This is a genomic window from Synechococcus sp. CS-1326, from assembly GCF_025128115.1.
Taxonomy (GTDB): domain Bacteria; phylum Cyanobacteriota; class Cyanobacteriia; order PCC-6307; family Cyanobiaceae; genus Regnicoccus.
Window position 1 is genome coordinate 21,068 of the sequence record NZ_JAHLYV010000025.1, and the last position, 12,398, is coordinate 33,465.

Annotated in this window: 14 protein-coding genes; 9 read left to right on the forward strand and 5 right to left on the reverse strand. The window is 69.6% G+C overall.

Annotation, left to right across the window (positions count from 1 at the left end; all coding sequences use genetic code 11):
- The first annotated feature begins 74 nt into the window (after positions 1-74).
- Positions 75-362, forward strand: coding sequence for a SemiSWEET family sugar transporter (locus KQ307_RS09355; RefSeq protein WP_259727811.1), 288 nt, complete (start codon positions 75-77; stop codon positions 360-362).
- A 53-nt stretch (positions 363-415) separates the two neighbouring features.
- The gene (locus tag KQ307_RS09360; RefSeq protein ID WP_259727851.1) at positions 416-601 is read left to right on the forward strand and encodes a hypothetical protein; all 186 of its coding nucleotides are present in this window, start codon (positions 416-418) and stop codon (positions 599-601) included.
- Positions 602-635: 34 nt separating this feature from the next.
- Here KQ307_RS09360 and KQ307_RS09365 read toward each other — a convergent pair whose 3' ends face one another.
- The 3 genes from KQ307_RS09365 to KQ307_RS09375 all read right to left on the reverse strand — a co-directional run bounded on the left by KQ307_RS09365 (position 636) and on the right by KQ307_RS09375 (position 4,095).
- A complete protein-coding gene (locus tag KQ307_RS09365; RefSeq protein ID WP_259727812.1) occupies positions 636-1,982 on the reverse strand; it encodes a S41 family peptidase in 1,347 nt (448 codons plus the stop codon).
- Between the two features lie 129 nt (positions 1,983-2,111).
- Positions 2,112-3,356: a (E)-4-hydroxy-3-methylbut-2-enyl-diphosphate synthase gene (gene ispG / locus KQ307_RS09370; protein WP_259727813.1), complete on the reverse strand. Its 1,245-nt coding sequence runs from the start codon at positions 3,354-3,356 to the stop codon at positions 2,112-2,114.
- 103 nt (positions 3,357-3,459) lie between these two features.
- Positions 3,460-4,095, reverse strand: coding sequence for a uracil-DNA glycosylase family protein (locus KQ307_RS09375; RefSeq protein WP_259727814.1), 636 nt, complete (start codon positions 4,093-4,095; stop codon positions 3,460-3,462).
- Between the two features lie 63 nt (positions 4,096-4,158).
- Here KQ307_RS09375 and KQ307_RS09380 point away from each other — a divergent pair, with 63 nt between their 5' ends.
- The 6 genes from KQ307_RS09380 to KQ307_RS09405 all read left to right on the forward strand — a co-directional run bounded on the left by KQ307_RS09380 (position 4,159) and on the right by KQ307_RS09405 (position 10,429).
- Entirely contained in the window at positions 4,159-5,337 is a 1,179-nt protein-coding gene (locus KQ307_RS09380; protein ID WP_259701030.1) for a pyridoxal phosphate-dependent aminotransferase, read from the forward strand.
- 19 nt (positions 5,338-5,356) lie between these two features.
- Complete coding sequence (locus KQ307_RS09385; RefSeq protein WP_259727815.1) at positions 5,357-6,322, forward strand: putative selenate ABC transporter substrate-binding protein; 966 nt, start codon at positions 5,357-5,359, stop codon at positions 6,320-6,322.
- Positions 6,323-6,325: 3 nt separating this feature from the next.
- Positions 6,326-7,132 (forward strand): ATP-binding cassette domain-containing protein, encoded by an 807-nt coding sequence (locus KQ307_RS09390; RefSeq protein WP_259727816.1) that lies wholly within the window; start codon positions 6,326-6,328, stop codon positions 7,130-7,132.
- Positions 7,129-8,706 (forward strand): ABC transporter permease, encoded by a 1,578-nt coding sequence (locus KQ307_RS09395; RefSeq protein ID WP_259727817.1) that lies wholly within the window; start codon positions 7,129-7,131, stop codon positions 8,704-8,706. The genes KQ307_RS09390 and KQ307_RS09395 overlap by 4 nt, the downstream gene beginning before the upstream one ends.
- Positions 8,707-8,748: 42 nt before the next feature.
- Positions 8,749-9,426 (forward strand): GDSL-type esterase/lipase family protein, encoded by a 678-nt coding sequence (locus KQ307_RS09400; protein WP_259727818.1) that lies wholly within the window; start codon positions 8,749-8,751, stop codon positions 9,424-9,426.
- A gap of 106 nt (positions 9,427-9,532) precedes the next feature.
- The gene (locus KQ307_RS09405; RefSeq protein ID WP_259727819.1) at positions 9,533-10,429 is read left to right on the forward strand and encodes a sigma-70 family RNA polymerase sigma factor; all 897 of its coding nucleotides are present in this window, start codon (positions 9,533-9,535) and stop codon (positions 10,427-10,429) included.
- On the opposite strand, the gene KQ307_RS09410 is transcribed toward KQ307_RS09405, so the two are convergent.
- Positions 10,365-11,129, reverse strand: a complete 765-nt coding sequence (locus KQ307_RS09410; RefSeq protein ID WP_259701024.1) for a DUF92 domain-containing protein — start codon at positions 11,127-11,129, stop codon at positions 10,365-10,367. The two genes, KQ307_RS09405 and KQ307_RS09410, sit on opposite strands and share 65 nt — an antisense overlap.
- Before the next feature lie 127 nt (positions 11,130-11,256).
- Between KQ307_RS09410 and KQ307_RS09415 the strand changes: the two genes are divergently transcribed.
- Positions 11,257-11,619 (forward strand): hypothetical protein, encoded by a 363-nt coding sequence (locus KQ307_RS09415; protein WP_259727820.1) that lies wholly within the window; start codon positions 11,257-11,259, stop codon positions 11,617-11,619.
- Between the two features lie 2 nt (positions 11,620-11,621).
- Here the strand turns inward: KQ307_RS09415 and KQ307_RS09420 are convergent, their stop codons facing one another.
- On the reverse strand, positions 11,622-12,368 hold the full coding sequence (locus tag KQ307_RS09420; RefSeq protein WP_259727821.1) for a 16S rRNA (uracil(1498)-N(3))-methyltransferase: 747 nt from the start codon (positions 12,366-12,368) through the stop codon (positions 11,622-11,624).
- Between the last annotated feature and the right edge of the window lie 30 nt (positions 12,369-12,398).

Consider the following 12,398-nt stretch of genomic DNA (forward strand, 5'->3'; position numbering starts at 1 on the left):
GCGTGAATGGCGGCTGCGCCGCCGAATCGTGACCGGATCACCCAGTTCGCCCCGGCTGCGGCCATGCTGCCGCCATGACTCAGCCCCTGCCGGTGACGCTCCTGGGCTACGCCGCCGCCACGCTCACCACCTTGAGCTTTTTCCCCCAGGCGATCAAGACAGTGCGCAGCGGCGACACCCGCGGCATCTCGCTGCGGATGTATCTGCTGTTCACGATCGGAATCACCGGCTGGGGCATCTACGGCCTGCTCACCGAGGACGGCCCGCTGATCGTGGCCAACGGCCTCACCCTGATTCCGGCGCTGGTGGTGCTGGAGCGGAAGCTGCAGGCGCTGCGCTGTGGACGCGACCGGCTCTGGTGACACGCACGGCTTGCCGCAAAAAATCGTTACAATTTCCGCACATGGAGCTGATCATGGGCGAACTGATGGATCTGGGTGGTGCATCGATGGGATCCCAGGCCGGCTGGCAGCTGGTTTCGGTGCTGGCCAGTGCCATGGCCCTCGGTCTGTTCGCCCTCTTCCAGAACGATCAGGAGAACGACGATGACGATTCCAATCCCGGTGGCGGGCTGATGCAGCCGGTGAGTGGAGCGGCCTGATTCCTTGTGCTGGCTGGCTGGCCGCCCTGTCGGCTCAGCGAGCCGGCAGGGCGGTAGGAAGCGCTGAAGGCAGGTTGGCGCTGGTGGGGCTGAACGGTTTGGCCGGTGCCTTGCCCACCAGGCGCAGCTGCTTCACCAAGGTGTTCTCGGCCTCCTTGTACTGACCGTCCTTGCGGGTGCCGATCTCATCGAACTTGAGGTTCTGGATCTCCTGTTCGCTCAGCTTCACCAGCACATCGGGCTTGATGCCGTGCTTGTGAATGTCCCGGCCGCTGGGCGTCAGGTACTTGGCGATCGTCACCGTCATGCCGGAGCCGTCGGAGAGGCCCCGCACCGATTGCACCAAGCCCTTGCCGAAGGTCTTCTGGCCCACCAGCACACCGCGCTTGTTGTCCTGCAGCGCACCGGAGAGGATCTCGCTGGCACTGGCTGAGCCCTCGTTCACCAGGATCACCACCGGCGCCTTGGTCAGGGCCCTGCCGTTGGCGCGCTTGATGTCCTGAATGCCGTCGCGGGTGCGGGTGGAGACGATGATCCCCTCATCAAGCCACTGACGGGCAATCTCCACGCTGGCCACCAGCAGTCCGCCGGGATTGCTGCGCAGGTCGAGGACGTAACCCTTCACCCCCTTGCTCTCCAGATCCTGGAGCGCGGCCCGCATGTCCTTGGCGGCGTTGGCGTTGAACTGCTTGAGGCGGATGTAGCCCACCTTCACCCCATCCGGGGTGGTGTTGATCTGGTGCTCCACGGCGTGGAGCTCGATCCGCTCCCGGGTGAGCGGCACGGTGAGCAGCTGGTTCTTGCGGCGCATCTCCAGGGTCACCGACGTGCCGGCCTGGCCCCGGATCAGCTTGACCGCGTCCTCGGTGGTCATCCCCTTGGTGCTCTTGCCGTCGATCGAGACGATCACGTCCTTCGGCAGCACTCCGGCCCGCGAGGCGGGTGAGCCGTCGATCGGTGACACCACCACCAGCTCCTTGGTGTCCTTGTCGAGGCTCAGCTGGATCCCCACCCCGGAGAGTTCCCCCGAGGTGTCGATCTGCATTTCCTTGAACTCCCGCGGATCCATGAAGCGGGTGTAGGGATCATCGAGGGTGCCGAGCATCCCCCGGATCGCCTCGTAGCTTTCCTTGGTGTTGCCGTAACTCTTGGCCAGCAGGTCACGGCGCAGCTTGCGCCACTGCTCCGGGGTGTACTTGCCGGTGGTGTCGAGGTAGTCGCGGAAGACGATCTGCCAGGCCTGATCCATCACCTCCTTCGGGCTGTCGGTGATCAGGGAGGCGGAACTCGGAGCCATGAACCACTCCCCGCCGACCACCGCTGCCGCCGTGCAGGCGCCGATCCCCGCCAACACGAGCAGGCTGGTGCGACCATTGGCCATTGGCGAAGACTCCGGGCACCGTGAGTGGAAGCTTCAAGCTAGCCCCCCCGGTTGGCCTCAGCACAGGGGGATGGCCGGTTGCAGCCACGTCTGGATGTGACCCGGCCACCCGGCGCTGGCCCAGCGGCCTCAGGGATCGACCCAGCGGCCGTCTTCCTTGATCAGGGCGATCAGCGCCTCCACCCCTTCGGCTTCCGGTACCCGGCGGATTTCGTCGCGGCCGCGGTAGAGGGAGATGGTGCCGGGGGTCTTGCCCACGTAGCCGTAGTCGGCGTCGGCCATTTCGCCGGGGCCATTCACGATGCAGCCCATCACGGCGATGTCGAGGCCGGTGAGGTGGGCGGTGGCGTTGCGCACCACATGCAGCACCTCCTCCAGGTTGAAGAGCGTGCGGCCGCAGCTGGGGCAGGCCACATACTCCACCATCGTTTTGCGCAGGCCCAGGGCCTGCAGGATCGAGTAGCAGACCGGAATCTCCTTCTCCGGCGCCTCGGTGAGCGACACCCGGATCGTGTCGCCGAGGCCCTCGGCCAGCAGGGTGGCGATGCCGGCGGTGCTCTTGATGCGGCCGTAGTCGCCGTCGCCGGCTTCGGTGACGCCCAGGTGCAGCGGGTAGTGGAAGCCGGCGGCGTCCATGCGGTCGGCCATCATCCGGTAGGCGGCCAGCATCACCGGGGCCCTTGAGGCTTTCATCGACACCACGATGTTGTGGAAGTCGAGGCGATCGCAGATCTGGATGAACTCCATGGCGCTCTCCACCATCCCCAGCGGCGTGTCGCCGTAGGTGAACAGCATCCGCTCGGCCAGCGAGCCGTGGTTCACGCCGATGCGCAGCCCCTTGTCCTGCTCCTTGAGCAGGCTCACCAGCGGTTCGAGCGTGGCCTGGATGCGCGCGCCGATCGCCGCCACTTCCTCGGGCGTGAACTCGGTGCGGTTGGGATCGGGCTTGTCGAACACATACAGGCCCGGGTTGATCCGCACCTTGTCGACGTGCTGGGCCACCTCCAGGGCGATCTTCATGCCGTTGTGGTGCACATCGGCCACCAGCGGCACGGGTTGATAGCTGTCTTCGAGGCGCTTGCGGATCTCCCCTACCGCCCGGGCATGGCCCAGGCTCGGCACTGTGAGCCGCACGATCTCGCAGCCGGCTTCGTGCAGGCGGCGGATGCCGGCGGTGGCACCGGCGATGTCGAGGGTGTCCTCGTTGATCATCGACTGCACCACCACCGGGTGCTCGCTGCCCACCCAGACATCACCCACCCGCACACTGCGGGTTTTGCGGCGGGTGATCACCGTGTCGTAGCGGGGGTTGCTGGCCCAGTCGGCGGGTAGGCCCGCAAGGCTGGTGTCGGGGCGGGCGAGGGTGCCGGTCATCGCGGGTGGGCCGGGGTTGGCCAAAGCCTGTCACAGCGGCCAGGGAACTGACGATCAAGCGATAGGGGCGATCAGGGCTGCCCCAGGCTTCAGCAATGAGCCTTCAGCCCTCAGCCCAGTCTTCTGGATGATCGAGCCGCCGCTTCACCGCCTGCAGATCCTGCAGGGTGTGCCACTTCGGCGTGTTCGGCTGGCTGGAAGGATTGCGGAGCAGATAGGAGGGGTGAAGGATCGGCAGGCAGCAGCGCCCCTGCCAGCATTGCCACTGGCCCCGCAACCTTGTGATGCCGCCCTTGATTCCCAGCACCGCCTGCACAGCCGTGGCGCCGGCCAGCAGGATCACCTGGGGTTGCACCAGCTCCACCTGCTCCAGCAGCCAGGGCAGGCAGGCCGCCATTTCCTCGCGGGTGGGTTTGCGGTTGCCGGGCGGCCGGCACTTCACCACGTTGCAGATGTAGGCATCACGATTGGTGTCAATCGCTACGGTCGCCAGCAGCTGATCGAGCAGCCGGCCGGCCCGGCCCACGAAGGGGAAGCCGGTGGCATCCTCTTCGGCGCCGGGCCCCTCGCCGATCACCATCAACCGGGCGGTGGGGCTGCCGCGGCTGACCACCACCTGCACACGGCCTTCAGCTAGGCCACAGCGGCGGCAGGCCGCGCAGGCCGCCTGGAGGCGGCTGAGCCGTCCGGGGCTGGGCCAGCCGGGATCGATCAGCGTCAGGCAAGATGACTTCTTCATTTCACGCGCTCCATTGCCTGAGTGCCACCGCCCATGTTGCGGTCGAACGCTGCGACGACGCTGATGCCCTGCCCGTTGAATCTGTCGGCAAGGGCGATCGCTCTGCAGCCCTCGCTCACCCTCGCCATCTCGGCCAGGGCCCGTGCGCTCCGGGCCGACGGATACGACATCTGCAGCCTCAGTGCCGGCGAACCGGATTTCGAAACTCCCGCCTTCATCCGCGAGGCGGCCAGTGAGGCCCTCGCCCGTGGTGCCACCCGCTATGGCCCCGCCGCCGGCGAACCGGCCGTGCGCCAGGCGATCGCCACCAAGCTCAGCGATGAGAACGGCATCCCCACCACCCCCGATCAGGTGCTGGTCACCAACGGCGGCAAGCAGGCCTTGTTCAATCTTTTCCAGGTGCTGCTCGGCCCTGGTGATGAGCTGCTGCTTCCCGCTCCTTACTGGCTGAGCTACCCCGAGATGGCCCAGCTGGCCGGGGCCTCGGTGCGGCTGCTGCCGAGCGAGGCCAGTGATGGTTTCCGCCTGCGCCCGGAGCTGCTGGAGGCTGCGATCACCCCGGCCAGCAAGCTGCTGGTGCTGAACAGCCCCGCCAACCCCACCGGCATGGTGATCAGCCGCGCTGAGCTGGAGGGGCTGGCAGCGGTGCTGCGGCGCCATCCCCAGGTGGCGGTGGTCTGCGACGAGATCTATGAGTTCCTGCTGGCGCCGGGCCAGCAGCACCACAGCTTCGCGGCGATTGCCCCCGATCTGCGGCATCGGGTGTTCGTGGTCAACGGCTTCGCCAAGGGCTGGGCGATGACCGGTTGGCGGCTGGGATACCTGGCCGGGCCCCGTGAGGTGATCGCCGCCGCCAGCGCCCTGCAGAGTCAGAGCACCAGCAATGTCTGCACCTTCGCCCAGTACGGCGCCCTGGCGGCTCTGCAGGGGTCGCGCCAGTGCGTTCAGGCGATGGCCGAACAGTTCAACCAGCGCCGCCGCCTGCTCAGTGATGGTCTGCGGGCCCTGCCTGGAATCCGGCTGAAGCCTCCCCAGGGCGCCTTCTACGCCTTCCCGGATGTGGGCAGCTACGGGCTCGATTCGATGCGGTTCTCCAACCAGCTGCTCGAACAGGTGGGTCTGGCGGTGGTGCCGGGGGTGGCCTTCGGCGACGACCGCTGCATCCGGCTCTCCTGCGCCGCCTCCCCCGCCACCATCACCGATGGCCTGGCCCGCCTTGAGCGTTTCCTGGCCAGCCTCTGAAATCCCCCCCTTTTTTCTGATGTCATCTCCTTTCCGCCGCCCTGTCCTGCGGCTCCGAGAACGTTCGACCGCCGTGCTGGCTGGCCTGGCCATGCTGCTCCTGCCGGCGGTCCTCCCCCCTGTCACCCCCGCCGCCGCACCGCTCCTTCCCGGCGCCCAGGCCCAGCAGAAGCTGCTGCGGATCAGCGCCATTCCTGATCAGAAGCCCGAAACCCTCAACCGCCTCTACCCCCTGCTGGCGAACGAACTCAGCCGCAGCCTCGGCGTGCCGGTGAAGTACGTGCCAGTGACCGATTACACCGCCGCCGTGAGCGCCTTCCGCCGCGGCGATCTGGATCTGGTCTGGTTCGGAGCCCTCACCGGTGTTCAGGCCCGGCTGCAGAAGCCCGGCGCCAGGGTGATCGCCCAGCGCGACATTGACACCTCCTTCCAGAGCTTCTTCATCGCCAACACCGCCAGTGGCATCAAGCCGATCGCCAACCAGAAGGGGCTGAGCGTGCTCAAGGGCAAGCGCTTCACCTTCGGTTCGGAGAGCTCCACCTCCGGTCGGCTGATGCCCCAGTACTTCCTCGGCCAGGCCGGTGTGCGGCTGAGCGATTTCGCCGGCGGCGCCCCGGGCTTCAGCAGCAGCCACGACGCCACGATCGCCCTCGTGCAGAGCGGCGCCTACCAGGCGGGGGTGGTGAACGAGGAGGTGTGGCAGAGCAATCTCAGCTCCGGCAAGACCGACCCGAAGAAGGTGATCGTGATCTGGCGAACCCCCGGTTACGCCAACTACCACTGGCTCGCCCAGCCGAATCTCGACCAGCGCTTCGGCAAGGGCTTCACCGCCAGGCTCCAGTCCACCTTCGTGAATCTGCGCGCCAGTAATCCCCAGCAGGCCCAGATCCTTGATCTGTTCGGTGCGAAGCGCTTCATTCCGGCGACTCCGCGGCTGTACGACCCGATCGAGAAGGTGGGCCGCGAGATCGGCAAGATTCGCTGAGCGATGAACCGCTCCGGCTCGCCATCGGGCCCTGGGTCCGGCTCGCCATCGCTGGTGCTGGAGCTTCGCGATGTCACGGTGCCGGGCCGGGGCGCTGATCGCCTGGCGGGGGTTTCCCTGCAGTTGCGGGCAGGCGAGCGGGTGGCCCTGCTCGGCGCCAGCGGTGCCGGCAAGAGCACCCTGCTGGCCGTGGCCAACGGCCTGCTGCAGCCCAGCGGTGGTGAGCTGTTCTGGGAGGGGGCGCCACCGGCCCGCTCCCAGCGGCTGCGGCAGCGGCAGCGGGCCCGGATCGGCACCCTCTGGCAGGACCTGCGCCTGATCGAGGAGCTCAGCGTCCAGCAGAACCTCAACGCTGCCCGACTGGCGGAGTGGGGCTGGCCCCGGGCCCTGCGCAACCTGCTGCAGCCTCTCGAGACAGCGGCCAACGCCGCCGCCCTGCGCCAGGTGGATCTGGATTCAGCCCTGCTGCCCCAGTCGGTCACGGCCCTCTCCGGCGGCCAGCGTCAGCGGCTGGCGATCGCCCGGCTGCTGCGTCAGCAGCCGACCCTGTTGCTGGCCGACGAGCCCCTGGCCCACCTCGATCCACGCCTGGCGGCGGAGTTGCTGACCCTGCTGCTGCGCCAGGCCACCGCCCCGCGCGCCCTGCTGCTCAGCCTGCACCGGCCTGATCTGGTTAGTGGTTTCGACCGGGTGCTCGCCCTCAGGGCGGGCCGGCTGGTGCTGGATGCGCCCCCGGCGGCGCTTGATGCCGCCTTGATCCAGTCGCTCTACGGCGCCGAATCCATGCCCGCTCTGGCGGAGCCTCGATGACCCCCCTGGCCCCGGCCCAGCACCCCTGGTCGCAGCGCCGGCCCGCCGCACCGCTGCTGATGCTGCTGCCGGCCCTGGTGCTGCTTCCCCTGGCGGCGGTGCTGCCGGCTGTGGTCCATGGCGGCGGCTGGGAGCTGATCGGTCAGTTCGCCTTCGCCGCCATCACCCCCTCGGGCGATCCCGTCCTGCTGGCTTCCGCCCTGAGGGGGCTGGGGGTGACCGTGGCCGTTGCCCTGCTCGGCTGGGCCGTCAGCCTCGCCCTGGGGCTGGTGGGAGGGGTGCTGAGCTCCCGCACCGTCTGGCGGACGATGGCCGGGCAGGTATGGCCTGCCGGTGCCCTGCGGCGCTTGCTGGCGATCCCGCGCTCGATTCATGAGTTGCTGTGGGGTCTGCTGCTGCTGCAGCTGGTCGGCCTGCAGCCGGCCGTGGCGGTGCTGGCGATCGCCATCCCCTACGCCGCCCTGGTGGCGCGGGTGGTGAGCGACCTGCTCGATGCCTTGCCCACCGCTCCGCTCGAGGCCCTGCGCGCCGCCGGCGCCGACGGCCCCGCCGCCCTGCTCACCGCCCTGGGTCCGGCCCTGTTGCCGGGGGTGTTCAGCTATGGCGGGTACCGGCTGGAGTGTGCCCTGCGCAGCGCCACCCTGCTGGGGGTGTTCGGCCTGGGCGGCCTGGGCACGGAGTTGCGGCTCACCCTCCAGTCCCTGCAGTTCCATGAGCTCTGGACCTGTCTGTGGCTGCTGCTCGCTGTGATGCTGCTGCTGGAGGGGCTGGTGCGGCTGCTGCGCCGGCGCTGGGGCATGCCGGGCCGCTTCGGTCTGGCGGCCGGTGCCGTCGGCAGCCGTGGCCGTGAACTGCTGCTTGCCACGCTGGCCCTGCTGCCCGTCCTGCTGCTGCTGGCCCTGGCGCTCGGGGTGAACCCGGCGGCGTTGCTGGTGGTGCAGGCATTGCCGCCCTTCCATCCCGACTGGCCGGCGGTGCTTGCCCTGCCCTGGGGGGCGATGGTGGGCAGCACGCTGCTGCTCACCCTGCTGGCCGCCGCCCTGGCGGTGGGTGTCGCGCCGCTGCTCTTGCTGCTGGTCGCCCCCTGGCCATGGGGCCGGTTGCTGCTGCAGGGCCTCTGGGCCCTGGGGCGGCTCTGGCCGCCACCGCTGACGGCCCTGCTGATGTTGTTCGTGCTCAAGCCCGGCCTGATCACCGCGGCCCTGGCCCTCGCCTTTCACAACCTTGGTGTGCTTGGTCGCCTGCTGCTGGAAGCGGCCGACGCGGCTGGGGGGGGCGCCGAGGCTGCCCTGCGCTGCGCCGGCTGCGGACCGCGGCTCGCCCTGTTCTATGGCCGCTTCAGCGGCCTGTCCCGCTCCTACCTGGCCTATGGCGCCTACCGCGCCGATGTGATCCTGCGCGAAACCGTGGTGGTCGGGCTGGTGGGGTCGGCAGGGCTGGGAACCCTGTTGCTCGAAGCCCTCAGCTCCTTCGCCGTCGATCAGCTTCTTGCCCTGGTGGCGGTCTACGCCGCCCTGACCCTGCTGGGGGAGGATCTCAGCGACCGTGTCCGCCACCGGTTGCTGGCGGCCTGAAGCCTTGCATCGATTTCCCCCAGGTCCGCCTATCCCCCGCCCATGCCCCTAGCCATCCCCCGCAAGCTCGTGGTGCTGGGCGACAGCAGCGCCTATGGCTGGGGCGATCCCGACCACGGCGGCTGGTGCGAACGGCTCAGGCGCCACTGGATGGGCCTGCCGGACGGGCCGGTGCTCTACAACCTCGGGGTGCGGGGCGACGGGCTGGAGCGGCTGGCCGCCCGCCTGCCCGCCGAGGTGGGCTGCCGGGGCGAACTGCGGCGCCAGGCGCCCCAGGGCATCCTGATCAACATCGGCCTCAACGACACCGCCCGGGTGGGCCGCCGCGACGGCCGCCATCAGCTGGGCCCCGATGCGTTCCTGTTCGGCCTTCAGCAGTTGCTGCCCCAGGCCAGGGCGCTGGCCCCGGTGCTGGTGCTCGGGCTGGCGCCGGTGGATGAGGCGGTGATGCCCTACGCCGATTGCCTCTGGTACGACCTGGCCACGGTGCACCGCTACGAGCGGTTGCTGGAGGAGGCCTGCCTGGAGGCCGATCTGCCCTTCCTGCCGCTGCTGGAGCAGCTGCTCGCCGATCCCCACTGGCTGCGGCTGATCGATGCCGATGGCCTCCATCTCAACGCCGCCGGCCATCAGCGGGTCTATGAGCGGGTGATTCAGTGGCCTGCCCTGTTGCGCTGGGCCGAGCTGGAGACCGCGCTGGTCAGCACCCCAGGCCGCTGAACGGGGATCACCCGGATGGGGGAGAGAAGTTCCCCCGGCTGGGGAATGGCCTGGAAGGCCGCACCGGACAGAGGGTGAAACCACGGTTTTCACCCCCCTCTTTCCCGTGTCGGATCAGCCTTTCGCCTCCCTCAACGCCAGTCTCCTCGCGCGTTACCGCGCCAGTGCCGACCCCCGCGACCGCAACCGCATCGTCGAACTCAACCTTCCCCTGGTGCGCCAGGTGGCCGAGCGCCAGAGCCGCACCACCTCCCTGCCGTTCGAGGATCTGGTGCAACTGGGCTGCCTCGGCCTGATCCGGGCGATCGAGCGCTTCGATCCGCACCAGGCCCAGGCCCTCAGCAGCTATGCGGTGCCCTACATCCGGGGTGCCATGCAACACCATCTCCGCGACCATCACCAACCGTTGCGCTGTTCGCGCCAGTTGCGCGAACTCCACTGCCGCGGCCAGCGGCTGCAGCAGCAGTCGCCAGCCCTGAGCGAAGCCGAACTGGCGGCGGCGCTCGGCTGTCGCGTCGACCGCTGGCGGGAGGCCTGCGCCCTGCACCGCGCCCTGCGGATCCGCAGCCTCGATGCCCCTGCCGCCGCTGCGGATGGGGATGGTGGCGCCTTGCCCCTGCTGGCGCAGATCGAAGCGAGCCAGCCCCCCCACCCCTGCCGGCCCGACAGTTCAGTGGAGTCGCCCTGTTGCGACGCCGAACCCCAGGACTGGCTGCGTCGGCGCCTCGGTCGCCTTGATCCAGCCCACCGCCGGCTGCTGGAGGGGCGCGTGCTCGAGGGAGCCTCCTGGCGGGAGCTCGGCGAGCTGGTCGGCCTCAGGGCCCGGGCCGCCCAGAAGCGCTGTGAAACCCTGCTGGTCCAGCTGCGTCAGGAGATCGGAGTGGAGCTCGGTGAGCTGTTCACTCCGCCGTTGCGGCTGGAGGCAGGCGCGCTCCAGCTCAGGGCAGCAGCAGGGCCAGGGCGATCGCCAGCAGCGCGGCGATCAGGGTCTGCAGCCCATTGACCAGTTCATTGCTCAGCCAGGCCAGCCGGGGTTGAAGGGTGGCGCCGATCAGGCTTTCGAGCAGGGTGGCCACCAACCCGACCAGGGTCACCAGCCACCAGGCCGCCGCTGATGAGAGCACACCGAGGCCCAGCAGCAGCAGGGCCATGGTGCCGCTTCCCACCAGGCTGGCCAGGCTGCCCTCCAGGCTGATCGCCCCCTCCGTGCCCGGCGGCACGGGCCGCAGGCTGGTGATCAGCACCGTGGTGCGGCCCCAGCGCTTGCCGATCTCGCTGCCGCAGGTGTCCGCCAGTTTGGCGGCGAAACTGGCGCCGAAACCCAGCAGCAGCAGGCCCACCGGAGCGCCGGGTGGGGTGCACAGCAGGGCGAGGCCGGCCCCGGTCGCCGCTGATCCCCAGACGTTCTCAGGGCCGCGGCGACCGCCCCGCGCTTCGGCCAGCCCCGCGGCCTGCTTGCGTTGAAAGCCCATTCGGGTCACCAGGGAACCCAGGGCCAGATAGAGCACCACGGCCAGCCAGCCGCGCCAGCCCAGGCTCCCCCACAGCACGGTGCCGAGGATGCCGGCATGCACCCAGCCGGCACGGGTGAGCAGCGGCAGGCGCTGGGCCAGGGTGATCAGCAACCCATTCAGCCCCAGAGCCAGCAGCCAGGCGGCCACGGTCTGCGGGGGAAGGGGTGGCGGAGCCGTCCACCAGGTCATCGGGCCATCGGTGCAGCGACGCCTGCCAGTGTGGTCGGCGCCTGTTCTGTTGCACACCCCTAAGCCGGCGGCCGGGCGGAGGGGACGCGACGGATAATCGAAGCCACTGCCACACAGGGCCGACGCCATGGTGTTCAACCGCAAGGGTTCCTTTTTCCTTGACCTCGGTGGCGACGGCGCCAAGCCGGCTCCCGCCTCCGTGGCGCCCCAGGCTCCGGTTTCCCCAGCTGCAGAGAGCCCGGTGCTCCCAGCCGAGCCTGTCGCCAGCCCGGCACCGGCAGCCAGCCCCGCTCCGGCCCCTGGCCCCACCACCGCGGAGGCGATCGCCGCCGAGCTGCGCCGCGATCAGGAGAACCGTCCGGCCCCCTCAACGGTCACCTTTGCCCCGGAGCTGCTGATTCCCTCCGGTGCCCTGGCCCAGCCCCGCCGCCTCCCAGGCGCCAACCTGGCCGGCTTCAAGGCGATCGCCACCAGCCTCACCCGGGGCTGAGTTCAGCAGCCGTGCCGGCTGCTGCGCCACTGGCTGAGCAGGCTCAGGCCGGCCACCGCCGCTGTGGAGCAGCGCAGGATGCGGGGCCCCAGGCTCACCGCCCGCCAGCCGCTCTGTCCGGCCAGCTGCTCCTCCTGCGGCGTCCAGCCGCCCTCCGGTCCGATCGCCAGTGCCAGGGCCTCCGGTGCTTCCCCCGCTGAAGTGCCGGCCAGAAGCGAACCGAGCAGGGGAAGATCAGGCCGGCGGGTGGTGGCGATCAGGGCGAGGCCCTCCACCGGCCTGGCCAGCCAGCTTCCTGCTTCAACCAGCTCGCCCAGCTCCGGCTGCCAGAGCCGCTCGCTCTGTTCACCGGCCTCGCGCAGGATCGCCGGCCAGCGCCCCCGCCGCCGCTCTGCCCCCGGGCTGCTTCTCGCCGCCAGCAGGGGTTGGAGCTGATCGACCCCGAGCTCGCAGGCCATGCGGATCACCACGTCGCCATCGAGCCGGGGCACGGCCAGGGCCAGGCAGAGGCAGGGTCTGGCCGCGGGCTCCACTTCGAGTGGATGCTGGCGCGGTTGCTGCAGCTCAGCGGTTCGTGGATCGAGCAGCACGGCGCTCCAGAGCCGGCCGGCGCCGTCGGTGACGGCGAAGCGATCCCCCGGCCGGTAGCGCAGCGACCGGGTGAGATAGCGGCTTTCCTCGGCCGTGAGGGCGAGTCGATCGGCCAGACGGCCCGGATCGATCAGCAGACGGCGCAGTTCCCGGGCCATGGCGGTTTCTGTGGCGGGTTCTGTTCCAGC